The sequence below is a fragment of the Arthrobacter sp. SLBN-83 genome (assembly GCF_006715285.1).
Taxonomy (GTDB): Bacteria; Actinomycetota; Actinomycetes; order Actinomycetales; family Micrococcaceae; genus Arthrobacter.
The window spans coordinates 2,510,683-2,534,123 of sequence record NZ_VFMX01000001.1; the positions used below are offsets into that span (position 1 = coordinate 2,510,683).

The 23,441-nt window shown below is 67.1% G+C and carries 21 protein-coding genes, 2 tRNA genes and 1 pseudogene; 14 read left to right on the forward strand and 10 right to left on the reverse strand.

The annotated features are described in order from the left end of the window. Nucleotides 1-118: 118 nt before the first annotated feature. Complete coding sequence (locus FBY30_RS11630) at nucleotides 119-544, forward strand: CBS domain-containing protein (protein WP_142133012.1); 426 nt, start codon at nucleotides 119-121, stop codon at nucleotides 542-544. Between the two features lie 88 nt (nucleotides 545-632). Here FBY30_RS11630 and FBY30_RS11635 read toward each other — a convergent pair whose 3' ends face one another. Next, nucleotides 633-1,664, reverse strand: a complete 1,032-nt coding sequence (locus FBY30_RS11635) for a LysM peptidoglycan-binding domain-containing protein (RefSeq protein WP_142133013.1) — start codon at nucleotides 1,662-1,664, stop codon at nucleotides 633-635. A gap of 336 nt (nucleotides 1,665-2,000) precedes the next feature. Next, a pseudogene (locus tag FBY30_RS11640) lies at nucleotides 2,001-2,734 on the reverse strand (potassium channel family protein). 70 nt (nucleotides 2,735-2,804) lie between these two features. Here FBY30_RS11640 and FBY30_RS11645 point away from each other — a divergent pair. Together FBY30_RS11645 and FBY30_RS11650 are read left to right on the forward strand one after the other, a co-directional pair. Next, nucleotides 2,805-3,359, forward strand: a complete 555-nt coding sequence (locus FBY30_RS11645) for an acyl-CoA thioesterase (RefSeq protein WP_142133014.1) — start codon at nucleotides 2,805-2,807, stop codon at nucleotides 3,357-3,359. 94 nt (nucleotides 3,360-3,453) lie between these two features. Then, nucleotides 3,454-3,891 carry a thioredoxin family protein gene (locus FBY30_RS11650; protein WP_142133015.1) on the forward strand — a complete coding sequence of 146 codons (438 nt, stop codon included), beginning with the start codon at nucleotides 3,454-3,456 and terminating at the stop codon, nucleotides 3,889-3,891. A gap of 65 nt (nucleotides 3,892-3,956) precedes the next feature. Here the strand turns inward: FBY30_RS11650 and FBY30_RS11655 are convergent, their stop codons facing one another. Further along, nucleotides 3,957-4,235: a putative quinol monooxygenase gene (locus tag FBY30_RS11655; protein WP_142133016.1), complete on the reverse strand. Its 279-nt coding sequence runs from the start codon at nucleotides 4,233-4,235 to the stop codon at nucleotides 3,957-3,959. Nucleotides 4,236-4,338: 103 nt separating this feature from the next. Here FBY30_RS11655 and FBY30_RS11660 point away from each other — a divergent pair, with 103 nt between their 5' ends. Beyond that, nucleotides 4,339-6,015, forward strand: coding sequence for an AMP-binding protein (locus FBY30_RS11660; protein ID WP_142133017.1), 1,677 nt, complete (start codon nucleotides 4,339-4,341; stop codon nucleotides 6,013-6,015). Here the strand turns inward: FBY30_RS11660 and FBY30_RS11665 are convergent. After that, nucleotides 6,012-6,635 (reverse strand): hypothetical protein, encoded by a 624-nt coding sequence (locus FBY30_RS11665; protein WP_142133018.1) that lies wholly within the window; start codon nucleotides 6,633-6,635, stop codon nucleotides 6,012-6,014. The genes FBY30_RS11660 and FBY30_RS11665 overlap by 4 nt on opposite strands. Nucleotides 6,636-6,769: 134 nt before the next feature. Next, nucleotides 6,770-7,756 (reverse strand): DNA-3-methyladenine glycosylase family protein, encoded by a 987-nt coding sequence (locus tag FBY30_RS11670; RefSeq protein WP_142133019.1) that lies wholly within the window; start codon nucleotides 7,754-7,756, stop codon nucleotides 6,770-6,772. A gap of 135 nt (nucleotides 7,757-7,891) precedes the next feature. On the opposite strand from FBY30_RS11670, the gene FBY30_RS11675 reads away from it, so the two are divergent. After that, complete coding sequence (locus FBY30_RS11675) at nucleotides 7,892-8,296, forward strand: VOC family protein (protein ID WP_142135202.1); 405 nt, start codon at nucleotides 7,892-7,894, stop codon at nucleotides 8,294-8,296. Nucleotides 8,297-8,311: 15 nt separating this feature from the next. Here the strand turns inward: FBY30_RS11675 and FBY30_RS11680 are convergent, their stop codons facing one another. Beyond that, nucleotides 8,312-9,499 (reverse strand): SLC13 family permease, encoded by a 1,188-nt coding sequence (locus FBY30_RS11680; protein ID WP_142133020.1) that lies wholly within the window; start codon nucleotides 9,497-9,499, stop codon nucleotides 8,312-8,314. A 59-nt stretch (nucleotides 9,500-9,558) separates the two neighbouring features. On the opposite strand from FBY30_RS11680, the gene FBY30_RS11685 reads away from it, so the two are divergent. From FBY30_RS11685 to FBY30_RS11705, 5 genes are read left to right on the forward strand one after another with little or no spacing between them, the layout of a single operon-like run. After that, entirely contained in the window at nucleotides 9,559-10,944 is a 1,386-nt protein-coding gene (locus tag FBY30_RS11685; protein WP_142133021.1) for a cystathionine beta-synthase, read from the forward strand. 25 nt (nucleotides 10,945-10,969) lie between these two features. Beyond that, nucleotides 10,970-12,133, forward strand: coding sequence for a cystathionine gamma-synthase (locus tag FBY30_RS11690; protein ID WP_142133022.1), 1,164 nt, complete (start codon nucleotides 10,970-10,972; stop codon nucleotides 12,131-12,133). Nucleotides 12,134-12,185: 52 nt separating this feature from the next. Continuing rightward, nucleotides 12,186-12,692 (forward strand): winged helix-turn-helix transcriptional regulator, encoded by a 507-nt coding sequence (locus FBY30_RS11695; RefSeq protein WP_142133023.1) that lies wholly within the window; start codon nucleotides 12,186-12,188, stop codon nucleotides 12,690-12,692. Further along, nucleotides 12,689-14,047, forward strand: a complete 1,359-nt coding sequence (locus FBY30_RS11700; protein ID WP_142133024.1) for an MFS transporter — start codon at nucleotides 12,689-12,691, stop codon at nucleotides 14,045-14,047. Before FBY30_RS11695 ends, FBY30_RS11700 begins: the two co-directional genes overlap by 4 nt. A 35-nt stretch (nucleotides 14,048-14,082) precedes the next feature. After that, entirely contained in the window at nucleotides 14,083-14,853 is a 771-nt protein-coding gene (locus FBY30_RS11705; protein ID WP_142133025.1) for an SDR family oxidoreductase, read from the forward strand. A gap of 18 nt (nucleotides 14,854-14,871) precedes the next feature. Here FBY30_RS11705 and FBY30_RS11710 read toward each other — a convergent pair whose 3' ends face one another. From FBY30_RS11710 to FBY30_RS11725, 4 genes are read right to left on the reverse strand one after another with little or no spacing between them, the layout of a single operon-like run. Beyond that, a complete protein-coding gene (locus tag FBY30_RS11710) occupies nucleotides 14,872-16,077 on the reverse strand; it encodes an acyl-CoA dehydrogenase family protein (protein ID WP_235009429.1) in 1,206 nt (401 codons plus the stop codon). 11 nt (nucleotides 16,078-16,088) lie between these two features. Next, nucleotides 16,089-17,582 (reverse strand): APC family permease, encoded by a 1,494-nt coding sequence (locus FBY30_RS11715; RefSeq protein WP_142133026.1) that lies wholly within the window; start codon nucleotides 17,580-17,582, stop codon nucleotides 16,089-16,091. Further along, nucleotides 17,579-18,790: a glutathionylspermidine synthase family protein gene (locus FBY30_RS11720; RefSeq protein ID WP_142133027.1), complete on the reverse strand. Its 1,212-nt coding sequence runs from the start codon at nucleotides 18,788-18,790 to the stop codon at nucleotides 17,579-17,581. The genes FBY30_RS11715 and FBY30_RS11720 overlap by 4 nt, the downstream gene beginning before the upstream one ends. A 3-nt stretch (nucleotides 18,791-18,793) precedes the next feature. Further along, nucleotides 18,794-19,417 carry a Tat pathway signal protein gene (locus FBY30_RS11725; protein ID WP_142133028.1) on the reverse strand — a complete coding sequence of 208 codons (624 nt, stop codon included), beginning with the start codon at nucleotides 19,415-19,417 and terminating at the stop codon, nucleotides 18,794-18,796. Between the two features lie 178 nt (nucleotides 19,418-19,595). Here FBY30_RS11725 and FBY30_RS11730 point away from each other — a divergent pair, with 178 nt between their 5' ends. From FBY30_RS11730 to FBY30_RS11745, 4 genes are all read left to right on the forward strand, one after another. Next, entirely contained in the window at nucleotides 19,596-20,249 is a 654-nt protein-coding gene (locus FBY30_RS11730) for an MOSC domain-containing protein (RefSeq protein ID WP_142133029.1), read from the forward strand. A 406-nt stretch (nucleotides 20,250-20,655) separates the two neighbouring features. Further along, the gene (locus tag FBY30_RS11735; protein WP_142133030.1) at nucleotides 20,656-22,644 is read left to right on the forward strand and encodes a DEAD/DEAH box helicase; all 1,989 of its coding nucleotides are present in this window, start codon (nucleotides 20,656-20,658) and stop codon (nucleotides 22,642-22,644) included. A 298-nt stretch (nucleotides 22,645-22,942) separates the two neighbouring features. Further along, nucleotides 22,943-23,014: transfer RNA gene (locus FBY30_RS11740), tRNA-Thr, on the forward strand. Between the two features lie 60 nt (nucleotides 23,015-23,074). Beyond that, nucleotides 23,075-23,148, forward strand: a tRNA-Met gene (locus FBY30_RS11745). Nucleotides 23,149-23,441 lie beyond the last annotated feature (293 nt).

A 23,441-nucleotide genomic window follows, 5' to 3' on the forward strand; every position in this document is an offset into this window, starting at 1 on the left:
TCCCAGGTAAGTCCCCAGCCGCCGTCGACACTGCGTTGGGGCGGGCGTAATCTGGCAGCATCGGCGCATGTGCTCCGATGCCCTGCGTCGATATCCCATATCGATGAAGGAGGATTCAATGAGTGCCGTACGCGAATTCATGACCACTGATGCGCGATGTGTCGGGGAAAATGAATCCCTTCTGGAGGCTGCCCGGATGATGCGGGACCTCGATTGCGGAGCTCTTCCCATCTGCGGTGACGACGGCAAGTTGAAGGGCATGATCACCGACCGTGACATTGTGCTCAAGTGCGTCGCCGCCGGCCGCGACCCGGGCCAAATGATGGCCCGTGACCTCGCCTCCGGCAAGCCGTACTGCGTTGATGCCGACGCCAACGTTGATGCAGCCATCGACATGATGGAGCAGCACCAGGTCCGCAGGCTCCCGGTGATCTCGGACCACAAGCTGGTGGGCATCATCAGCCAGGGCGACATCGCGCGCAACTACTCGGAACAGCGCGTGGGCGAACTGGTGGAACACATCTCAGAACGCCACGGGATCTAGCGCAGGCAATCATGGCCTTGTCCGCGGATCCAGCCCCTGAAGGCCAGGACCCGCGGACAAGCTTAGGAAGTCCTGCGGTGGGACGGGTTCAGTTCAGCGCGATCAGGAGCATCGTGGTGGTCCCCGGGATGCAGGTCTGCAGGATGGCCCGGGGGAAGCCGCCGAATACCGCGATGACGTCATTGGTGGTTCCCGGGTTGGGAACCGTGCCGCGACCCGTCACCGTGTAGGTGCCATAGCCCGGAATGCTCACTGTTTCGCCCACGCCGATCCCGGAGAACCGGGCCCAGCCGCCGCAGAAATCGTGCTCGGTGATGAACAGCGAGTAGCCGTCATTCGGGGTGTAGTGGATAGGGCCGATGCAGGCGTCCACCATGGACTGGCCGCCGGAGCCCGCAACGTAGATGGTGCGGACGGCAGGCGCTGCAGGGACGGCCACCGGCGCGGGGGCAGGAGCGGGCGCGGCGGCTGGAGCCGGTGCCGCGGCAGGTTCAGGGGCGGCAGCCGGCGCAGGTGCGGGGGCAGCTACCGCTACCGGCGGGCCGGTCAGCAGCAGCGTTTCGCCCGGGTAGATGATGCTGTAGGCGCTCAGTCCGTTGGCTGCGAGCATCGCGTTCATGTCAACGCCATGGCTCCCGGCAATCGCACCCACCGTATCTCCCGGAACCACCGTATAGAGGTTGGAATTACCGGCCGGTTCGGGAGCCGGTGCGGGTGCAGGTTCAGCAGCGGGCGCTGGCTCCGGCGCCGGAGCGGGTTCCGCGGGAGGGGCAGGCGGCACCTCCGTAGCCGGGGCGGCTGCCTGGGCCGCCACCGCGGCAACGGCGCCTTGGTCGCCCTGCCCGGACCCGGCGCCGGAAGACGCTTCGGCGGGGGTGCTGGGCGACGGCGGTGAGGCAGCTTCCGCAACTTGGGCCGCCGCCGTCGTACTTCCATTGAGGGAGGCGGGCGGCGCGGCCAGGGCGCCGACGCCCACTGCGGCCACCACTGCCGCGGTGGCCATGCCGGCCCACAGCTTGTTGCTGATGACCGGATGGCCGGTGCTGAGATCCGTGCGGGGTTCGTCGGTGGCGAAGCTTCTGCTAGTGACGTCGGGGGAAGGGAAGGAAGGCTTGTTCATGGGTTGCCCATCAGGTGTCGGTCCTGCCCGGGCATGCGGTGCACGCCGGGACTGGACGGAGCGAGATGTGATTGCACCGCCGGCCCCGGCGAACGACGGAACCGTTGGCGGTACAGGTTGGAGGCATCCGCACACCCAGAAAATGCAGAGCTCCGCGTGAAGGAAGGTCTCCCGGAAGCCAACCGGGGGACCTGCCAATGCGTGTTGGTCCTAGGAATCCCGAGTCTAGGAATCACGCCAAGGGGCGGGCACCAGTAGGAATTACCCGACTTTTCCGGCCCGGTACTCGCCCGCCCGGGACCCGCTACTCAACCACCGAAGGCCAGGTACTTGCCGTTACAGCGGGCGGTGTTCCCGCAGTTCAGCGATTTCCCGCCTCAGCAGGGCGATTTCCGCCACCAGTTCCGCCACCTCAACCCGGACCGGTTCCTCCACCGCCTCGGCCACGGATTCAGCGGTGTCCTCGACGCGTTGGACCAGCCAGGACGCAATGGAGGCGGTGACCACACCCAGCACGGCGATCCCGCTCATCATCAGCGCCGTGGCCACCAAGCGGCCGATGGGTGTAACCGGATACATGTCCCCGTAACCCACGGTGGTGATGGTGGCGGTGGCCCACCACAGGGCGTCGCCGAACGTGGTGATCTTGGCATCCGGCGCCCACTGCTCCACATCCAGCACCGCCAGTGCCCCCACGAAGACCAGCAGCGCCGCGGACGCCGCGACGTAGGTGACCACCGGCCGCGCAGCGTTTCGCCCACCGTCCGGTGCAGTACGGACAACAGCGTCACCAGGCGCAGCAGGCGCAGGGGCCGGAAGAACGGCAACGCCACGATCACCAACTCGTGCAGGTTCCGGACGAACCACTGCCGGCGGTTCTCTGCCAGCCACAGGTTCGCCGCGTAATCCAGGACGAAGATGCACCAGGTCACCCACATGATGCCCTCAAGCCAGTCGGCACCAGCACCTTCGATCCGGCCGATCACCTGCCACGCATAAGCGGCCAGGAACACCAGCGCCGTAGCCATCAGGGGCCACTCCGCCAGGGCCCGGTAGCGTTGCTGCGTCATGCAGGAAATCCTACGGCGGACGGCCCCTGCCCAGCAGGCCGCAAATGTTACTGACGGGTAGCATTGGCCTATGCACCTGCTCTTGAGAACCCTTCTGCTGCTCTTCCGCTCGAAACGCCGCCCCCCGCTTACGGTCTGGGAGGCGTCGTCGCTGCCGCTGCGGGTCCTGCCAACGGACATCGATATCGCCATGCACGTGAACAACGGCATGTACCTGTCCCTGATGGACCTGGGCCGGTTTGACCTGATGGTGCGCAGCGGCGTCTGGAAGCGGATGCGCCGGCGGGGGTGGAGCCCGGTGGTGTCGGCCGAAACCATCTCCTTCCGTAAGTCCCTCCAGCTGTGGCAGGAGTACACCATCGAGACCCGCATCGTCGGGCTGGACACCAAGGCGATCTTCTTCGAGCAGCGCATGGTGGCCGACGGCGAGATTTACGCACGTGCCTACATCGCCACCCGGCTGGTCACCAAGGCCGGCCCGGTGGGCCAGGAGGACATTCTCGCGGAATTCGGTGCCCCGCCCGCGGACCTCAAGCTTCCCGAGTGGATCCACGAATGGCGCGCCTCCAGCGCCCTCCCCGGCAGCCGCACACCCGCGCCGCACCTCTGGGGCGCCGACGCCTGAAAGCCGGGTGCCGGCGTCGTCCTTTCTGCTATTCCCAATGACGCGGGGAGCGAACAGGCACGACAGGGACGGGCCGGGCGCGTACCGTGGACACATGGCTACCCTTGACATCACAGGTGAAAAGTTCGCATCCACGATCGAAGGCAACGATATTGTCCTGGTCGATTTCTGGGCAGAATGGTGCGGTCCCTGCAAGCAGTTCGGCCCCACGTACTCCGCGGTTTCGGAGAAGCACCCCGACGTCCTCTTCACCAAGGTGGACACCGAAGCTGAGCAGCAGCTCGCGGCGGAGGCAGGCATCACCTCCATCCCCACGCTGATGGCCTTCCGCGAAAAGGTGCTGGTGTTCTCCCAGCCCGGCGCGCTGAACGCCCAGCAGCTGGAACAGGTGGTGGACGCCGTGAAGGCGCTGGACATGGAAGAAGTCCACGCCCACGTCGCCAAGCAGCGGGAGGAAGCAGAAGCGGCGGCAAGCAAGCCCGCCGGTTCCCAGGGCGGTCCGCAGGACGGCACACAGATCCCCGACTTCTAAGACTCTTAAAAGCAAATGCGGGACCTCCCATTGGAGGTCCCGCATTTGCCGTTTAACGCTCTGCGCTAGACGCGTTCCACCTTCACCGGCTCGGCCAGCAGCGCGCTCAGCGACTCGTTCAGGTCCTGCACGGCGGTGCCCTTGGAGTGCTTGTCCAGATCCTCCTCGGACGCCCACTGCTCGGTCAGGACCAGCTTTTCCTCCGTGGCCTCGGTCAGCTCGTAACGGATGCAGCCGGGCTCCTTCACCACCTCATCGATCGCGATATCCAGGGCCAGCTTCACGCGGTGAAACTCGCCCTCGTTGGGGATGAACGTTGCTATCAGGTCAATGGGTGCACTCATGGTTTTCACAATACCGGGCACAGCCGTTCCCTCCGGTTCTGTTGCGTCCGTTTCCCCGCCTGTCGTCCTTCTCCTGCCGTGATCCTGTTGGTAGCGTGCCTTCATGCGTGCTTACACAGCCGGGGACACTGACGTCCCGCTCCTGGAGGAAACCATCGGCGCCAACTTTGAGCGCGTGGTGGCGCAGTTTCCGCTCCACGACGCCCTGATCGAGGCCGCCCCGGTACCGGGCGGTGACGCCCGCCGCTGGAGCTACACCAAGATGAACGACGACGTCGACCGGCTGGCGCGCGCGCTCCTCGCCCTGGGCGTCGCCAAGGGGGAGCGGGTGGGCATTTGGAGCCCCAACTGCGCCGAGTGGACGCTGCTGCAGTACGCCACCGCCAAAGCCGGCGCCATCCTGGTCAACGTCAACCCCGCCTACCGCAGCCATGAACTCGAATTCGTGGTCAAGCAGAACGGCATGCGCATGCTGGTCACCGCGCCCTCGGACAGCAACAGCGACTACGTGGCCATGGCCCGCCAGGCCCTCCTCACCTGCCCGGACCTGCGGGAGCTCGTCTTCCTCCCGGACCACGGCCTGGACCTCCTCAAAGCCGGCAGCCCCCAAAGCGACGCGGAACTCGCGTACGCCGAACTGCTTACCCGGGCGGACGGCGTCGGGCATTCATTCCTCAGGGAACGCATGGCCGAACTTTCCCCGCACGACCCCATCAACCTGCAGTACACCTCCGGCACCACGGGATTCCCCAAGGGTGCCACGCTGACCCACCACAACATCCTGAACAACGGCTTCGCCATCGGCGAGCTGCTGGGCTATACGGAACGCGACCGGGTGGTCATCCCTGTGCCGTTCTACCACTGCTTTGGCATGGTGATCGGCAATCTCAATGCGCTCAGCCACGGTGCCGCCACGATCATCCCGGGGCGCGGCTTTTCGCCCGCCGCGGCGCTCGAGGCTGTCCAGGATTTCGAGGGGACGTCGCTGTACGGCGTGCCTACGATGTTCATCGCCGAGCTGGCCCTGCCCGACTTCGGCAGCTACGACCTGTCCACGCTCCGCACCGGTGTGATGGCGGGTTCGCTGTGCCCCATCGAGGTGATGAACCGGGTGATTTCGGAGATGAACATGGTGGATGTGGCCATCTGCTACGGCATGACCGAGACCTCGCCGGTGTCCACCATGACCCGCAAGGGGGACACGCTCCAGCAGCGCACCGAGACAGTGGGCCGCACCATGCCGCAGTTGGAGAGCAGGATCGTGGATCCTGCCACCGGCGAAGAGCTGGAGCGCGGGCAGATCGGCGAACTTTGCACCCGGGGCTATGCCGTGATGGCAGGGTACTGGAACCAGCCGGACAAGACGGCCGAGGCCATCGACGCCGACGGGTGGATGCACACCGGTGACCTCGCCCGAATGGATGACGACGGGTACGTGGTGGTGGAAGGCCGGATCAAGGACATGGTGATCCGGGGCGGCGAGAACATCTACCCCCGCGAGATCGAAGAGTTCCTGTACACCCACCCCGACATCCAGGACGTGCAGGTGATCGGGGTCCCGGATTCGCGGTACGGCGAGGAACTGATGGCCTGCGTCATCCTCAAGCCCGGCGCCGGCCCGCTGACCGCTGAATCCCTTGCCGACTTCTGCCGCGGGCGGCTGGCCCACTACAAGATCCCCCGCTACCTGGAAGTCAGGGAGAGCTTCCCCATGACGGTCTCGGGGAAGATCCGCAAGGTCCAGATGCGCGAGGAAGCCGTGGCCCGGCTGGGCCTCTAGGCGCTTTCGCGGCGCCTGCGGCTGGTTCCCGCCCGGACTGCCACGACGGCGGCGACGGCAACGGCTGCCAGTGCAGCCAGGGCCAGGACCGCTCCGCTTTCCCACTGCGGCAGCGACAGCGTGCGGGTGCTGCCGCCGGTCGTCTCGCTGCGGGGGATGTTCCAGTCTTCCTGCGAGGGGAAGATGCCGGCCGGGAGCTTTTCCTGCTGGAGCTCACGCTGGGCGGCCAGCCGGTCCCGGACCTCCTGGTTCGGGGCGGGCACAATCGTGTCCGCGACCACCGCAGCAGGAAGGTTCACGATGTACGGCTCACCGTAAAAGGCCGAGGATGCCACCGATTCCAGCCAGGTGCCCGGCGGCGTCTCGACGCCGCGCCGTGCGAAGGCGGCGCGCAGCATCTCCTGGATCTCGTCGAGGCTCCTGCCGTCGGCGTCACGGGTGACCTCGAAGATGGCCAGCTGGAGCCGCACCTTCTCGTCCCCCATTGGGTCGGCGACAGTGGGATCATCAGCGTTCGGGTCATCGACGGTGGGATCCTGTGCGTCGGGGTCCAAGGCTGCGGGGCCGGCGGCCTGCCGCTCGCTGCTGGCCCGGTTCGTGCTGACTGGGTTGGTGCTCATGGGGTCCCTTCCGTCCTGTGCAGCTTTCCGCCCCGCGGGCGGCTCTCACCAATGGCCGTACCCACCGTGCCGACGGTCAAGCGCCCTGGTTGGAAAGAGGGCCCGTGGTGCGCGCCCGGATCACGCCCGCAGGGTCAGTGCCCGCGGTGGTCCTGGATGGTCATGCGGGGGCCAAAGGTGGGCTTGCGGAAACCGGTGCTCTGGATCATCCGGACCACGCGCTGCCGGTGCCCGCGCCACGGTTCCAGCAGCCGGAGCATCCCGGCGTCGTCCGTCCGCCGTCCGGTCAGTGCCGCTCCTACATAGGCCGCCAGATGGTAGTCGCCCACGGAAATGGAATCCGGGCAGCCGTGGGTTCGCTGCACCACTTCTGCAGCGGTCCACACCCCGATGCCGGGGATGACCTGCATCTTCTGGGCCGCCTGGGCGGCCGGCAGGGCTGCGAGGCGTTCAAGTGCGACGGCGGAGCGCAGCGCCCGCATGACCGTGGCCGAGCGCTGGGGTCCTACGCCGGCCTTGTGCCACTCCCAGCTGGGAACCTGCAGCCACTGTGCCGCTGTTGGGGGCACGACGAGTCCCGCCGGTGTGGACGTTCCGGCCGGGGGAGCCGGCGTTCCATATCGGTGTACCAGGTAGCGATAGGCGCGCCGCGCCTCGATCACCGTCACCTTTTGTTCGAGGATGATCGGCACCAGCTGGTCCACCATCCGCCCGCTTGACGGCAGCCGGACCGCCAGGGCGCGGCGGCGGGCCTCCCGGACCATGCGGGGGAGGGTGGCATGGAAGGAGGGGTGGTCGAAACCGCGCCAATCGTCGTCCGCACCCAGCAGCCGGGGTGCCGCTTCCACGGCGGCCGCAGCCCCCGGGCCCCACGCCTGGATGTCCACCAACGGCACGCCTGCCTCGCCGCCGCCCGCCGGGGCGAGCCGCATGGTTGCCGGGCCGGCCGGCGTCGTAAAGGCGTTCCAGATGACGTCGCCCTGGACGCTGAACGAAGGATCGCTGTTGCCGCGAAGGAGCGGCGCGAGGGTCCGGGAAAGGCTGTAGGGAGCCTCCGGATACCACCGCAGGGACACATCCGCCGCGGCTGCCAGCCGGGGAGGTGCCTCTGCGATCGTCATGCCTTCCATCGTCCCACGGACCACCGACAGCGGCGGGACCATCGGCCCTTCTGCGCCTTCCGGGCCCGGATTACGATCACCGGGTGGCGCCCGGGCGACCGGGAGATGACCGCGAATAACGAAACACGGAGGGCAATGATGGGCGGCGTAGTGCATTTCGAGATCCCCGCGGACGACCAGAAGCGGGCCAGGAAGTTCTACCAGGAGGCGCTGGGGTGGCGCATCGAAGCGGTGCCGGGGATGGACTACAGCATGGTCATCACCACGGACATGGATGACGACGGCCAGCCGGCAGCCGCGGGCGCCATCAACGGGGGAATGATGGCCAGGGACGGCCGGATCACCGCCCCGGTCATCACCGTCGACGTTCCGGACATCAACGCCACCCTCAAGAGCGTGGAACAGCTGGGCGGCTCGGTGGTCATGCCCAAGAACGAGATTCCCGGAATGGGCTACACCGCGTACTTCAAGGATCCCGAAGGCAATGTGATGGGCCTGTGGGAAAACCTCCCCGGCGCCGGCCCGGGCGCAGGCAGCTGACCGGACGCCCGGGGCTCAGGGCATCCCGGACACGGCCCACAGCGCCAGGACGGCCAGCGGGACGGTCAGCGCCACGGCCACCAGGCCCGCTGCGGCGAACCCGCCCCACCTGATGGGGACGTTCAGCACGCGCAGCCGCTCGTGCCACAGCAGCGTGGCGAGCGAGGCCCACGGGGTCACCAGCGGGCCCAGGTTCACCCCGATCAGCAGGGCGGCCAGCCTGGCCGGCGATCCCGCCACCGGCTCCAGGGCCAGGTAGGCGGGAAGGTTGTTGGCGGCGTTGGCCGCACCGGCCCCCGCCGCGGCCAGTTGCAGCAGTGCGGGCAGGGTGTCCCCGGAACCGGCAACACCCGCCAGCAGGGGGGTGAGCCCATGCGCGTGCAGGGCCTCCATCAGCATGAACAGGCCCACCGTCAGCATCAGCGGCCGCCAGGGGACCATTGACCAGCGCAGCACGGAGGGCCTGCGGCTGAGGAAGACCGCCAACAGGACGGCGGCCGCGGCGAGCGCCGGGTACTGGACCGGTATCCCGGACACCAGCGCTGGCAGCAGGACCAGGAGCGTGATGGCCGCGGCCTTCAGCAAGGTGCTGTCGCGGACGGGATGCACCGGCTGCGGCCCGTAGGTGCCGCGCAGGTCCCGGCGGAACGCGAGCCAGAGCAGGGCAAGCGGGACCAGCAGGCCAACCAGGGCAGGGGCCCAGACCAGCCCGGCAAAGCGCCACGGGGTCAGGCCCAGCCGGTCCTGGGCCAGGAGGTTGGTCAGGTTGGAGACCGGCAAGAGCAGGGAAGCGGTATTGGCCAGCCAGATGCTGGTCAGCGCAAACGGCAGCGGCGGGATCCGGGCGTGGACCGCCAGGAGGACCACCACGGGTGTCACCAGCACGGCGGTGGTATCCAGGGACAGAAATACGGTGGATACCGTCGCCACCGCCACCACCAGGAGCCACAGGAGAAAGACGCGGCCCCGGCCCAAGGCAGCAAGCCGGTCCGTCACCACCCGGAACAGCCCAGCCTCGTCCACCAGCTCGGTGACCAGGGACATCGCCAGCACGAAGGCCAGGATGGGAATGGTGCGGGTAGCCAGCTCCCCGAACGCTGGCAGGGGGAGTACGCCCCATGCCAGGGTGGCCGCGCCTGCTGCCAGGATGGCGCCGGGCAGCAGGTAACTCCGGGCGGCTTTGAGCCATGCGAACTGCTTCACCGGGCTATCCTCGCACCCCCGGCAGGGAAGGGCTCACAGGAAGCGGTAGTTTTGTACCTATGAAGTACGCCCAGTCCATCCTGGACCTCATCGGCAATACCCCGCTCATCAAACTCAACCACGTGACCGAAGGCATCAAAGCCACCGTCCTGGTCAAGCTGGAATACCTGAACCCGGGCGGCTCGATCAAGGACCGCATCGCGGCGCAGATGATCGAGGACGCCGAACGCGAGGGCAAGCTGAAGCCCGGCGGCACCATCGTGGAGCCCACGTCCGGCAACACCGGGGTGGGCCTGGCCCTGGTGGCGCAGCAGAAGGGCTACAAGTGCGTCTTCGTGGTCCCGGACAAGGTAGGCGAGGACAAACGTGCCGTGCTCCAGGCCTACGGCGCCGAGGTGGTGGTTACGCCAACGTCGGTGCCGCCGGACAGTCCGCAAAGCTACTACGGTGTGTCCGACCGGATCACGCGCGAGACCCCTGGCGCCTTCAAGCCGGACCAGTTCTCCAATCCTGCGGCACCGGGCAGCCACTACAAGACCACGGGCCCGGAAATCTGGCGGGACACCGACGGCAAGGTCACCCACGTGGTCATCGGCGCCGGCACAGGCGGCACCATCACCGGTACCGGGCGGTACCTCAAGGAGGTTTCGGCAGACAGGCCGGAGTCCGACGGCGGGGTGGTACGGATCATCGGCGCGGACCCCGCGGGTTCGGTCTACTCAGGCGGCACCGGCCGCCCGTACTTTGTCGAGGGCGTCGGCGAGGACATGTGGCCGGCGAACTACGACAAGACCATCCCGGACGACGTCATCGCGGTCACCGACGCCGACTCCTTCGCCATGACCCGCCGCCTGGCCCGGGAAGAGGGGCTGCTGGTGGGGGGATCCTCCGGCATGGCGGTAGTAGCCGCGCTCCAGGCGGCCAGGGACCTGCCGGAAAGTGCCGTCGTCGTGGTCATCCTGCCCGACTCGGGCCGCGGCTACCTGGCCAAAATCTTCAACGACCAGTGGATGCGTTCCTACGGGTTCCTCTCCGGTGGCGAGGAAACTTCCGTGGGCGAGGTCATCAAGTCCAAGAACGGCGAACTGCCGGACCTGGTGCACATCCACCCCAACGAGTCCGTCCGCGACGTCATCAATATCATGAACGAATTCGGCGTCAGCCACATCCCGGTCCTGTCCCAGGAGCCGCCCGTGGTCATGGGCGAGGTCCTGGGCGCCGTGGACGAACGCACCCTCACCGCCAAGCTGTTCCGCGGCGAAGCCAAGCTCACTGACAAGATTTCCGAGCACATGGGACCCAAGCTGCCCGTAATCGGATCACTGGAGACCATCTCCGCGGCTAGGGAACTGCTCTCTGACTCGGACACCCTGATGGTCACGTTCGTGGGTGCGCCCGTAGGCATCCTCACCCGGCACGACCTGCTGGCCTACCTCAGCAACTGAACTGCGCTACCAATAAAGGAGCATCATGACTGCCTCTGAAAACCAGGGATTCAACACCCGCGCCGTGCACGCCGGCCAGGACTTCGAGCCCCGCACCGGTGCCGTGGTGCCGCCGCTGCACTTCAGCTCCACCTACGCGCAGGACGGCATCGGCGGCCTGCGCAGCGGCTACGAGTACGGCCGCGGCGGCAACCCCACCAGGGACGCACTGCAGGAACAGCTCGCCGCGCTGGAACTGGGCACCCACGCCTACAGCTTCAGCTCCGGCCTCGCCGCCGAGGATGCCCTCATCCGCGCACTGACCCGGCCCGGAGACCACATTGTGCTGGGCAACGACGTGTACGGCGGCACGTACCGGCTGATCAGCCGGGTGCTGGGGGACTGGGGCATCGGCAACACCCCGGTGGACATGGCCAACCTGGACCGGGTCCGGCATGCGGTGGAAGCCCACAAGACCCGGTTTCTGTGGGTGGAGACGCCTTCCAACCCGCTGATGAAGATCACGGACATCGTGGCGCTCGCCGACATTGCGCACGACGCCGGGGCCCTCCTGGTGGTCGACAACACCTTCGCATCCCCGTACCTGCAGAACCCGCTCGCCCTGGGTGCCGACGTGGTGGTCCACTCCACCACCAAGTACATCGGCGGCCACTCCGACGTGGTGGGCGGCGCCGTCGTCGTGAAGGACGCGGAGCTGGCCGAGAAGATCGGCTTCGTCCAGTTCGCCGTGGGCGCCGTGTCCGGACCCATGGATGCGTTCCTGACCACCCGCGGCCTGAAGACGCTGGGCGTCCGGATGGACCGGCACAGCGAGAACGGCCAGGCCGTGGCCGAATGGCTGTTGGAACGCCCGGAGGTGGAGGCCGTCCTTTACCCGGGCCTGCCAAACCACCCGGGCCACGAGCTGGCCAAGCGCCAGATGCGCAAGTTCGGCGGCATGGTCTCCGTCCAGTTCAAGGGCGGCGAAGCAGCGGCCAGGAAGGTGGCCGAGTCCACGTCCGTGTTCACCCTGGCGGAATCCCTCGGCGGGATCGAGTCGCTCATGAACTACCCCTCCGAAATGACCCACGCTTCGGTCAAGGGCACTGAGCTGGCCGTCCCCGTGAACCTGCTGCGCCTCTCCTGCGGCATCGAGGACAAGGAGGACCTGATCGCCGACCTGGACCAGGCGTTCTCCAACATCCCGTAATCCCCGCGGGGAGCCCTAGCTTTCTTGAAGAAAGTCAGCTAGCTTTTCCTGTATGCCTCTTCGATCCGACTGGTCCCAACGCAACTGCAGCATGGCCCGCGGCCTGGACATCCTGGGCGACCCCTGGAGCATCCTGGTACTGCGCGAGGTCTTCTTTGGCAACGGCCGCTTCGACGCCATGAAGGACCGGCTGGAGGTGGCGGACTCCGTCCTCACCAAACGCCTGGCTGGCCTGGTTGAGTCCGGGCTGCTGGAGAAAAAGGCATATGACGACGGCGGCCGCACCCGCCGGGAGTACGTCCTCACTCCCATGGGGGAGGATGCGCTCCCGGTCCTGAACGCGGTGACCATCTGGGCCGAGAAGCACCTGCCGGCGCCCTCGGACAAGGCGCACCTTTACGTCATCCATGCCGGTTGCGGGAAGTCCACCACGTCGGCGGACACCTGCACGGAATGCGGTGAAAGGCTGACCGCGGCGAACACCAGCTGGCACAGCCGGGCCAGGTCGGAGCAGCCCATCCCGTTGTCCACCGCGTCCGGGAACGGATCAGCCGCATGAGCACCCTGCCTGAAGAGGCCGCCAAAGTTTCCGCGGACTCTGTTGCCCTCCCCTCGTCGCCGCGGAAGCGCAGGCGCCTGCACCCAGCGTGGGCGGTGGCCGCCGTCGCGTTCCTGGCCCTCGTTGGGGCAGCCGGATTCCGGGCCGCCCCGGGTGTCCTCATGGTCCCGCTCCAGCAGGAGTTCGGCTGGTCCACCACCGTGTTGTCAGCGGCCGTGAGCATCAACCTGGTGCTATTCGGCCTGACCGCCCCGTTCGCCGCCGCCCTGATGGAACGGTTCGGGGTCAGGGCCGTCACTGCAACTGCACTTGCCCTCATCGGCATGGGCAGCGCCCTGACCGTGCTGGTGAACCAGTCCTGGCAGATCCTGCTGACGTGGGGGCTGCTGATCGGGCTGGGAACCGGTTCCATGGCCCTGGTTTTCGCCGCCACCATCGCCAACACGTGGTTCACCAAAAGCCGCGGACTGGTGATCGGCATCCTCACTGCAGGCAGCGCCGCAGGACAGCTGGTCTTCCTGCCCTTCATCGCCATGCTCGCGCAGGACCCCGGCTGGCGGCAGGCCTCCCTGCTGATCGCCGCCGGTGCCCTGGCCGTGGTCCCGCTGGTGTTGAAGTTCCTCAAGAACTCGCCTGCCGACGTCGGGGTGCTGCCGTACGGCGCTGCGCCGGTGGACGTCGAGGCTGAAGAGGCCGCACCGGTCCAGGACAGCGGACCCCGTACCAACGCCGCCGTCCGCGCGCTGCAGGTGCTGCGGCGGGCCAGCAAGGTCAGGACCTTCTGGGCCCTCGCGGCGGGGTTTGCCATCTGCGGCGCCACCACCAACGGCCTGATCGGCACCCATTTCATTCCCTCCGCCCACGACCACGGCATGCCGGAAACCACTGCCGCTGGGCTGCTTGCCGTCGTCGGGATCTTCGACATCATCGGAACCATCGCCTCGGGCTGGCTGACCGACCGCTTCAACCCCCGCATCCTGCTGGCCGTCTACTACCAATTCCGCGGCATCGGCCTGCTGGTGCTCCCGCTGCTGCTCAACGCCGAGGTGCAGCCCAGCATGATCGTATTCGTGGTGATCTACGGCCTGGACTGGGTGGCCACCGTCCCGCCCACGGCCGCCATCTGCCGCGAGACGTTCGGCGCTGACGGCAGCGTGGTCTTTGGATGGGTCTTCGCCGCCCACCAGCTCGGGGCTGCCGCGGCCGCCATCGCTGCCGGCGCCCTCCGCGACGCCACCGGGCACTACACCTACGCGTGGCTGGGAGCGGCGGCCATGTGCACCATCGCCGCGGGCATCAGCGCCACCATCCGCCGGCATAAAGGCTCAAAGGAAGCGGAGCCGGCAGCGGCCTGAACAGCGCGGGCACCAGCCGCCGCTAGGCTGGTCGAATGGAATCCACCGTGCCCGTCCCCGCCCGTCCCGTTGCCCTGGTCACCGGAGTGGGGCGCCTGGCCGCGATCGGCGCCGGCATCGCCCGGCAGCTGGCTGCGGATGGCTGGGACCTGGTTCTGTCCTACTGGGCCGACTACGACGCCCGCATGCCTTGGGGGAGCGAACCGGAGGACGTGGTCCGGCTTACCGCGGAGCTTGAAGCCATCGGCGCCAAGGTCTCCGTCCTGTCGGCCGATCTTCAGGACCCGGGCGTGCCGGACCGGCTGGTTGCCGAGGCCGCGCAGCTGGCCGGACCGCTGCAGGGCCTGGTGCTCAGCCACGCGGAGTCGGTGGATTCGGGCGTGCTGGACACCACCATCGAATCCTTTGACCGGCACTTCGCGGTGAACACCCGCGCCAGCTGGCAGTTGATTGCCGCCTTCGCTCGCCAGGCAACGGACGACGGCGGCGCGATCGTTGCGCTGACCAGCGACCACACGGCGTTCAACCTTCCGTACGGCGCTTCGAAGGGGGCGCTGGACAGGATCGTGATTGCCGCCGCCCGCGAACTGGGCCCGCAAGGGATTTCCGCGAACGTGCTGAACCCGGGCCCGGTGGATACGGGGTGGATGACCCCGGAGATTCGGGAGGAGCTCACCGCGCAGCAGCCTACCGGCCGCCTGGGCACCCCGGCCGACGTCGCCGGAACCGTGGCCTTCCTGCTCTCGCCGGCAGGTCGCTGGGTATCCGGCCAGCTGATCAAGGCAGACGGCGGCTTCTCGGCCTGACCAGCCGGGCCCCCGCGCTTACTGGAAAGCGCCCAGGCCGGTGATGTGCCTGCCTAGGATCAGGGTGTGGACTTCGTCGGTGCCCTCATAGGTCCGCACGGACTCCAGGTTGGCAGCGTGCCGCAGCGGTGAGTAGTCCGTTGTGATGCCGTTGCCGCCCAGGATGGACCTGGCCTCCCGCGCCACGGCAATGGCCTCGCGCACGTTGTTGAGCTTGCCCAGCGAAATCTGCTCCGGCCGAATGGTCCCCGCATCCTTGAGTCGCCCGAGGTGAAGGGCCAGCAGCGTGCCCTTCTGGATCTCCACCAGCATGTTCACCAGCTTCTCCTGCGTGAGTTGGTAACCGGCCAGCGGCTTGCCGAACTGCAGCCGGTCCTGCGAGTACGCCAGGGCCGCCTCATAGCAATCGCGGGCCGCGCCCATGGCGCCCCAGGCAATGCCGTACCGGGCCTCGTTCAGGCAGGTGAACGGGCCGCGCAGCCCCCGCGCCCCCGGCAACAGGGCCTCGGGACCCAGCCGGACGTCGTCGAACACCACGTCGCACTGGATGGACGCGCGCATGGACAGCTTCTGCGTGATAGGTGTGGCGGTCACGCCGGGGGTTCCGGCCGGCACCAGGAAGCCGTGGACGCCGTCGTCCGTCATGGCCCACACCACCATTACGCCGGCCACCGACGCCAGGCCGATCCAGCGCTTCGCCCCGTTCAGCACCCAGCCGGCGTGGTCCCCGGTGCCGTCGCGCTGGGCGAAGGTGGCCATGGAAGCAGGGTCCGAACCCGCAGTGGGCTCGGTCAGGGCAAAGCAGCCAATGACTTCGCCCGCTGCCATCCGCGGCAGCCACTCCTGTTTCTGCTCCTCCGAGCCCCAGGTGTGGATGGCGGTCATGGCCAGGGAGCCCTGGACGGATACGAACGTGCGGATCCCGGAGTCGCCGGCTTCCAGCTCCATCGCGGCGAGGCCGTAGTCGACGGCGGATCGGCCGGGGCAGCCGTAGCCCTCCAGGTGCATGCCCAGAACGCCCAGCTCGCCCAGCTCCGGCGCCAGATCGAGGGGAAAGACGGCGTCCTCATACCAGCGGGCGATGTCCGGCTTGATGCGCTGGTTGGTGAAGTCCCGGACCTTTTGCCGCAGTTCCAGTTCCCCCGCTGACAGCAGGGAATCAAGGTCCAGGATGTCTGACAGACCGGCGGCCATGGCTTCAGCTGTCATTTCTTCGCGTGTCATGTGTTCACCCGTCACTTCTTGATCAGGAAGTAGCCGCGGGTGGCGGGCAGGAACCGGCAAACGGCAGCCAGCACCACGCCGAGGGCCAGCAGCACCACACCGCTCACAAACGCCCCGCCGACGCCGAAGATCTGCGTATCGCCGTACGCCGGGTCCCACATCTGCACAGCGGAGACAAAGAACGCGGCGGTCAGCAGCAGCGCGCCCACCAGGGGGAGGATCCCGCGGAACCAGAGGTTGCGGGCGGATTCCCGAAGTGTTCCGCGGAAGTACCAGAAGCAGGCGAAGCCGGTCAGGGCGTAGTAGAAGGCGATGAACAGGCTGATGGCACTGATGGAGTCTGCCAGCAGGTTTTCGCTCAGGAAGCTCATGGCGACGTAGTAGGCTGCCGCGGCCCCGCCCATCACCTTCGTGGAAAACCCGGGAGTCTGGTTGCGCGGGTGCACCTCTCCGAACCTGGCCGGCAGGGCGCCGTGGACCCCCATGGACAGGGTGCCGCGGGCGGTGGGCAGGATGGTGGTCTGGGTGGAGGACAGGACAGAGGCCAGGACCGCGATGACGATCAGCCAGCCCCACGGCCCCAGCACCACGTCCTTCATGGCCAGGAACACGTCGTCCTTGTTTGCCTCGTTGCCCAGCCCGATTCCCTCGGAGCCCACCGTGGCGTACATCATCACCAGGAGCGCCACGGAAACGTAGATGGCCACCAGGACGAAGGCCGAGATCACGGCGCCGCGGCCGGGGGTCTTGGACGGGTCCTCGGTTTCCTCGTTCACCGCCAGGCAGGTGTCCCAGCCCCAGTAGATGAACAGGGCCAGCAGGGCTCCGTGCACCACGGCGCCGGGGTCGGTAAAGGCACCCACCGGGTTGAACCACTCAAAGTCGAAGGCCTGGCCCTCCGGGGCACCCCCAACAATCCGCACCACGATGGCCAGCGCGAAGACGCCCAGCGCGATGTACTGGACGTACGTGAGCACACGCTGGACGTGTTCGCCCAGCCGGATCCCGCGGTAGTTCACCAGGGTCATCAGCACAATGAACAGCAGGCCCGTCCCGGTGACCAGAACCTTGTTCTGCGCCAGCGACCCGTCGCCTACCAGCAGCCACAGGTACTGCCCGGCCACCTGCGCCAGGTTGGCCAGGACCACGATTCCGGCGAGCGCCACGCCCCACCCGCCCAGCCAGCCTGCCCACGGGCCGAAGGCCTGGCGGGACCAGGTGAACGTTGTGCCGCAGTCCGGGATGGCGCTGTTGAGTTCACGGAAGGCATAGGCGATGAACAGGACCGGGATGAAGCCCAGCAGGAGGATCAGGGGAGTGTAGTTGCCGTTGACCGCAACGATCAGGCCCAGTGTGGCGGCCAGGGAGTACACCGGCGCGGTGGAGGCCAGCCCCAGCATCACCGAGTCGCCCAGGTCCAGGATCCCGGCCCGCAGCCCCTTGGCCGGCACTGGGGTGCCCGGACCTCCTCCGGAGGCGCCCGTCGTCGTCATGTCCGTACTCATAGGGTGATACCTGCCTTGGTGGAGTCGGCAACCGCTGACAGCGGCGCCGGGGCGTCAATCGTGTTGGGGACAAAGCGGCAGAAGTAGTCCGTGACCGGCCCGTCGGATTCGCGGATGCCGCAGCCCACGGACTCGCCGTCAACCACCCAGAGCCCCAGGACGGGACGGTTTCCGTCGAAGTCCGGCAGCGGGTGGTACTGCTGGTAGCACCAGCCTTCGCGGCCGTACCCGCCGGGCTGTTCCATGTTGATGCCGTCCGCGTGGATGCGGATGTTGTCGCCTTCACGGCCGTGCAGCGGCTTGCCGACCCATTCCTTCAACGGTCCGGGATCGGTGAGGTAGGCCGGCAGCAGGTTGGGGTGGTTGGGGTAAAGGTGCCAGAGTGCGGCCAGCAGGGCCTTGTTGGAGAGCAGCATCTTCCAGGCCGGTTCCACCCAGCGCGGGTTGTGGGCACGCTCCAGCAGCCGCGGGCCGAACTCCTCCTTCATCATCAGCTCCCAGGGGTAGAGCTTGAAGATGGTGCTGATCAGAAAGTTGTCCAGGTCCACGAAGCGGTTCAGGTTGGGGTCCCAGCCGATATCGGACATGTTGATGCCGATGGTGGTCCATCCGGCCTGGCTGGCAACGTCGCGCATGTACGCGGCGGTCATCCAGTCCTCGCCGGACTCCTCCACCTCCGAGTGGGCCACGTGCAAGGTGCTCATTCCCGTCCGGTACTGGAATTTCTTCCACTGCCGGATCAGTGCCTCGTGGATGCCGTTCCACTGGTCCTTCTCCGGATGGACGTCCTGCAGCCAGAACCACTGGGCCACGGCGGCCTCGATGAGCCCGGTGGGGGTGTCGGCGTTGTACTCCAGCATTTTGGCCGGGCCGCCCTGACCGTCATAGATGAAGTCGAACCTGCCGTAGACGTCCACGTCGCCGGCCTGCAGGGATTCCGCCGCCAGTTCCAGGGCCTGCGGACCGATGCCGATGCTGCCCATGGCGCCGGTGGCCAGGAATTTGGCGGCCTCAAGGCACATCCGGTGCATGTCCTCGGCCACCACTTCCAGGGTCTCCACCTCGTCCATGGTGAATTCGTAGTACGCCGACTCGTTCCAGTACTCAATGCGGCGTCCGTCATCCATCATGGTGGTGGAGAAGACCAGGCCCTGCTCTTCGATCTTTTGCTTCCACCCCGGCCGGGGCTCAGACAACATTCTTTTCATCCGTCAGCCCCCCGAAACCTTTCCGCCGCCGCCGCTGGAACCGCTCTTGGCGATTGACCCAAAACCGCCGCGGCTCACCGTGCCGCCCTTGCTGCTGTAACCCGTGGAAGCCTTGGCCCCGCTGGGAACAGTCCGTGTGTAGTTGGGTGCGGTGGACCGGTTCTGGCCGATCGAGGGGACGCTGGCTCCGCGGGAGTAGAAGTACCAGGCGTAGATGCCGCCGCCGCGGCCAGCGGAGCTGTCGCAGTTCCTGTCTTCAACGCGCTCGCCGGTTTCATCGTTGAAGCACACCTGGGCATACTCGGGATCGTCCTCGTTGCTGGCCACCACGGCCGTAATGGTGCCCGCCAGGAGGGCGGTCACGCCCAGGCCCACCACCACCGCGCGGCGCTGGGAGCGCTTCTTTCGCGCCGCGCCATCGTTGAGCTGCTTTTCCCGCTCGCGCGCGAACGGGTCCACTGGAGTAACGGGTTGGTTGAGGAGCTCGGGACGCAGCTCAGGCTTGGGCACCTGCCAGGGCGGGGGTTTGGCGCTGCTGCCCGGACCACTGCTGCCCCCGGCGCTGTCCGCCCCATTCGGGGGCCCGTCCTCCGGTTCCCCTTGTGGGTTTTTCTGGTTCGAATCCACGGCGTCCCCCTCAGTTGTCCGCACGATTTGGGCGCAGCACTGCCCCCCAATGCAAGTCTCGAATCAGCGTAGTCCCTGCCGGTGCCGCCTGCGAGTAGGAACGCAGTGCGGCAGCAGGGGAGAACTGCCCATGGCCGGCAGTCGGGGACGGCGTCCCGGGGAACCCTAGACTGATGCCATGGAATCAGGTTCTGTCCTTGCCGTCTGCCGTGTCCACCAGCTCCTGGGGGACCAGGGCAGCATCGGCGTCACCGCCATCGACAAGCGCCCGACCAATGGCCCGGTCAAGGTCCACAAGCTCGGCCTGCGCGGGGACATCCAGGCCAACCGGGCACACCACGGCGGGGAGGACCAGGCCGTCTACGCCTACTCCCAGGCCGACGCCGATTACTGGGCCGGCGCTCTGGGCCGGGAACTGCCGCCGGGCAGCTTCGGTGAGAACCTGAGGGTGTCCGGCATCGAAGCCACCCATGCGGTGATCGGGGAGCGCTGGAAGGTGGGGTCCGGCGTCGAACTCGAAGTCACCTCCCCGCGCACCCCCTGCGCTACGTTCCAGCGCCGGATGAAGGAACCGCAGTGGGTCAAGCGGTTCACGGACGAGGGGCGGGTGGGGACGTACCTGCGCGTCATCCGCACCGGCAGCATCCGGGCCGGCGACACCATCGAGCGGACCTTCGTGCCGCGCCACGGCATCACCATCGGCAGGTGGTTCAGTGAACCGGACGCAGAGGCCATCGAGGCCCTCCGCGGCGCAGAGGCCGACGGCGAGATCAGGCTCCAGGACGAATACCACGCCAGGTTTGAGGTACTGCTGCGGCGGCTGGGGCAGTAGTACCCCTTGCCCTGGCGGCACCTAGGAGACACCGTGTGCGCAAGCTCACCGCCGCCGTCGCCCGTTCGATTAACGCCGCGGCGCCTGCGTGCCCTACACTTGAAACATCCCCCACTCCGGAAATCCCTTATTCCTGCCCAATTTTTGAGGCAGGACTGGCAAGTGTTGGGGCCCGCGCAAGCGATGCGGGCATTTTCATAGGGAGAGCCGGCTAAAGAGAAACGCTGTACAGACTGCTGGGATAGCAGCCAAGAGATGCAGCGCGAAGTCCTGCCATGGGATTGCGAAAGCGCCGGACTTCTGTGACCGGCCGGTCAACGTTTGCCCGGCACCATCGGCACGTGTACTGCGGCTCCGCTCACCTTGGGTAGTGCCGCCTGGCCCCCTATGGATGAGGAATCTCCCTATGCCCGAAAACCAGAACGAAACCACCGCCGTTATTGAGGACGCCCCCGTGGCCGCCGCTGAGGCTCCCACGAACTCCGAGGCTCCCGCAGCCGAGGCACCTGCCGCGGACGCTGACGAAAACACCGTGAAGTTCACCGACCTCGGCATCGACGGCCGCGTCCTTGCCGCCCTCCAGGATGTCGGGTACGAAAAGCCGTCCCCCATCCAGGCAGCCACCATCCCGCTGCTGCTCGAAGGCCGCGACGTGGTGGGCCTGGCACAGACCGGTACCGGCAAGACTGCAGCATTCGCAGTGCCGGCGCTGTCCCGCCTGGCCGAACTCCACGACCTCAACGGCCCCTCCCGCAAGACCCAGGCCCTGGTCCTGGCCCCCACCCGCGAGCTGGCGCTCCAGGTGGCCGAGGCCTTTACCTCCTACGCCAAGCACATCGATGACTTCACCGTGCTGCCCGTCTACGGCGGCTCCGCCTACGGTCCCCAGCTGGCCGGCCTGCGCCGCGGCGCCCAGGTGGTTGTGGGTACCCCCGGCCGCGTGATCGACCACATCTCCAAGGGGTCCCTGGACCTGTCCGAGCTGCAGTACCTGGTGCTGGACGAGGCTGACGAGATGCTGCGCATGGGCTTCGCCGAAGACGTGGAGCAGATCTTCCAGCAGACCCCCGAGGACCGCCAGGTGGCGCTGTTCTCGGCCACCATGCCTGGCCAGATCCGCCGCATGTCCAAGCAGTACCTGAACGATCCCGCAGAGATCTCGGTCAAGACCAAGACCACCACGGGCAACAACATCCGCCAGCGGTACCTGCAGATCATGGGCCCGCAGAAGCTCGATGCCATGACCCGCATCCTTGAGGTGGAAGAGTTCGACGGCGTCATCGCCTTCGTGCGCACCAAGATGGCCACCGAGGACCTGGCTGACAAGCTGAAGTCCCGCGGTTTCCAGGCTGCCGCCATCAACGGCGACATCCCGCAGCAGCAGCGTGAGCGTACCGTTGACGCGCTGAAGGAAGGCCGCATCGACATCCTGGTGGCCACCGACGTTGCCGCCCGCGGCCTGGACGTGGAGCGCATCAGCCACGTCATCAACTACGACATCCCGCACGACACCGAGTCCTACGTGCACCGCATCGGCCGCACCGGCCGCGCGGGCCGTAACGGTGACGCCATCCTGTTCATGACGCCGCGTGAGAAGTACCTGCTGCGCGCCATCGAGAAGGCCACCCGCCAGCCGGTGGAGCAGATGCACCTGCCCACCGCGGAGACCGTGAACACCCTTCGCCTGGGCAAGTTCGCGGACCGGATCACCGAGACCCTCGCCTCCGAGGACGTTTCCATGTTCCGCGACCTCATCGCCTCCTACGAGGAAGAGCACAAGGTGCCGGCCGCAGAAATCGCTGCGGCACTGGCCGTCATGGCCCAGGGCGGGCAGCCGTTGCTGGTCAAGGAACTGCCTGCTGCTCCCGAGTTCCAGAAGCGCGAGCGCTCCAAGGACGGCTTCGGCTCACGCGGTCCCAGCCGCCAGCTGACCGAAGGCAACGCCACCTACCGCATCGCGGTGGGACGCCGCCAGCGCGTCATGCCCGGCTCGATCGTAGGCGCCATCGCCAACGAGGGCGGCATCTCCTCCGCGCAGATCGGCGGCATCGACATCCGCTCGGACCACTCCCTGGTGGAACTGCCCGCGGACCTGAGCCAGGACCAGCTGCGCGCACTGTCCCGCACCCGGATCGGCGGCGAGCTGATCCACCTGGAACTGGACAACGGCCGCCGTCCCTCCGGCGACCGCCCCAGCTACCAGGGCAACCGCGGCGGCAACTTCAAGGGCAACGGCGGCTTCAAAAAGGAATTCCGGAAGAACGACGGCGAACGGTCCTCGGCTGACCGCGGCGGCCGTTCGTACAGCGAGCGTTCCGAGCGTTCCTTCAGCGGCCACGGCGACGGCTCCCGCAAGCCCCGCCAGGGCGACTTCAACCGCAAGGGCAAGTGGTAAACCTTCCGCAGGTTTGAGTAATTGACGACGGCGATGGGCCGGCTTTCGAGCCGGCCCATCGGCTTTTAAGCAATCGAGTGTGGGGATGGACACATTCCGCTCCCGGCATGGAGGCGTGGGACCTCCAAAAGATGCCTCCCGTCGTTGTAAGCTCTCCTGTCCCGGGCCGCTCCAGCCCCGTAAATCCGCGGAAAACCGGCCTTCCCGGGTTCCGAATTGGCAGCGCCCCCTGGCCCCGGGAGCGCCCGGGGCGCCGATTTGTTGGTGCGGAAATCTTCCGGTAGAGTATTTACTCGTTGCCCCCCTAGCTCAGTGGTAGAGCGCGTTCTTGGTAAGAACGAGGTCACCGGATCGATTCCGGTGGGGGGCTCTGAATGAGGGCCTGCGTCAAGGCGGTTTGACCGGCTTGACGCAGGTTTTTCTCATTCGTGGCGGTGTAGCTCAGTTGGTTAGAGCGCACGACTCATAATCGTGAGGTCGGGAGATCGAGCCTCCCCACCGCTACAGGCTAAGCCCCCGGATCCCGCAAGGATCCGGGGGCTTTCTTGTATAAGATTCCAGGCGCGTGCCAAAAGCCTCCCACCTGTCCACTCTCCGTAGAGGCTGTCACCGACTGGCACAGCATCTCCGGGAAAGGTAACGTTTAGGTCACCGGTTGGCACACACGCTGGGAGCGTCCTGGACGCTCTTGCGTGTGCTAAGTCCCAGGCCTTTGTGCCTTGCGTTCCGCAGACCGCCACTCTGTCCGGGCAAGGCATCCTGGTGCCGCTGCCCTTCTCACTCCCATGAAGAGGCTC

Bases quoted from the DNA above. Each gene is read 5' to 3' on its own strand.
- FBY30_RS11660 (WP_142133017.1), top strand. From the start codon at position 4,339: ATGCGTGCTTACACAGCCGGGGACACTGACGTCCCGCTCCTGGAGGAA.
- FBY30_RS11645 (WP_142133014.1), top strand. From the start codon at position 2,805: ATGCACCTGCTCTTGAGAACCCTTCTGCTGCTCTTCCGCTCGAAACGC.
- FBY30_RS11705 (WP_142133025.1), top strand. From the start codon at position 14,083: ATGGAATCCACCGTGCCCGTCCCCGCCCGTCCCGTTGCCCTGGTCACC.
- FBY30_RS11675 (WP_142135202.1), top strand. From the start codon at position 7,892: ATGATGGGCGGCGTAGTGCATTTCGAGATCCCCGCGGACGACCAGAAG.
- FBY30_RS11690 (WP_142133022.1), top strand. From the start codon at position 10,970: ATGACTGCCTCTGAAAACCAGGGATTCAACACCCGCGCCGTGCACGCC.
- FBY30_RS11655 (WP_142133016.1), bottom strand. From the start codon at position 4,235: ATGAGTGCACCCATTGACCTGATAGCAACGTTCATCCCCAACGAGGGC.
- FBY30_RS11735 (WP_142133030.1), top strand. From the start codon at position 20,656: ATGCCCGAAAACCAGAACGAAACCACCGCCGTTATTGAGGACGCCCCC.
- FBY30_RS11720 (WP_142133027.1), bottom strand. From the start codon at position 18,790: ATGAAAAGAATGTTGTCTGAGCCCCGGCCGGGGTGGAAGCAAAAGATC.
- FBY30_RS11730 (WP_142133029.1), top strand. From the start codon at position 19,596: ATGGAATCAGGTTCTGTCCTTGCCGTCTGCCGTGTCCACCAGCTCCTG.
- FBY30_RS11700 (WP_142133024.1), top strand. From the start codon at position 12,689: ATGAGCACCCTGCCTGAAGAGGCCGCCAAAGTTTCCGCGGACTCTGTT.
- FBY30_RS11715 (WP_142133026.1), bottom strand. From the start codon at position 17,582: ATGAGTACGGACATGACGACGACGGGCGCCTCCGGAGGAGGTCCGGGC.
- FBY30_RS11635 (WP_142133013.1), bottom strand. From the start codon at position 1,664: ATGAACAAGCCTTCCTTCCCTTCCCCCGACGTCACTAGCAGAAGCTTC.
- FBY30_RS11665 (WP_142133018.1), bottom strand. From the start codon at position 6,635: ATGAGCACCAACCCAGTCAGCACGAACCGGGCCAGCAGCGAGCGGCAG.
- FBY30_RS11685 (WP_142133021.1), top strand. From the start codon at position 9,559: ATGAAGTACGCCCAGTCCATCCTGGACCTCATCGGCAATACCCCGCTC.
- FBY30_RS11630 (WP_142133012.1), top strand. From the start codon at position 119: ATGAGTGCCGTACGCGAATTCATGACCACTGATGCGCGATGTGTCGGG.
- FBY30_RS11695 (WP_142133023.1), top strand. From the start codon at position 12,186: ATGCCTCTTCGATCCGACTGGTCCCAACGCAACTGCAGCATGGCCCGC.
- FBY30_RS11710 (WP_235009429.1), bottom strand. From the start codon at position 16,077: ATGACACGCGAAGAAATGACAGCTGAAGCCATGGCCGCCGGTCTGTCA.
- FBY30_RS11650 (WP_142133015.1), top strand. From the start codon at position 3,454: ATGGCTACCCTTGACATCACAGGTGAAAAGTTCGCATCCACGATCGAA.
- FBY30_RS11670 (WP_142133019.1), bottom strand. From the start codon at position 7,756: ATGACGATCGCAGAGGCACCTCCCCGGCTGGCAGCCGCGGCGGATGTG.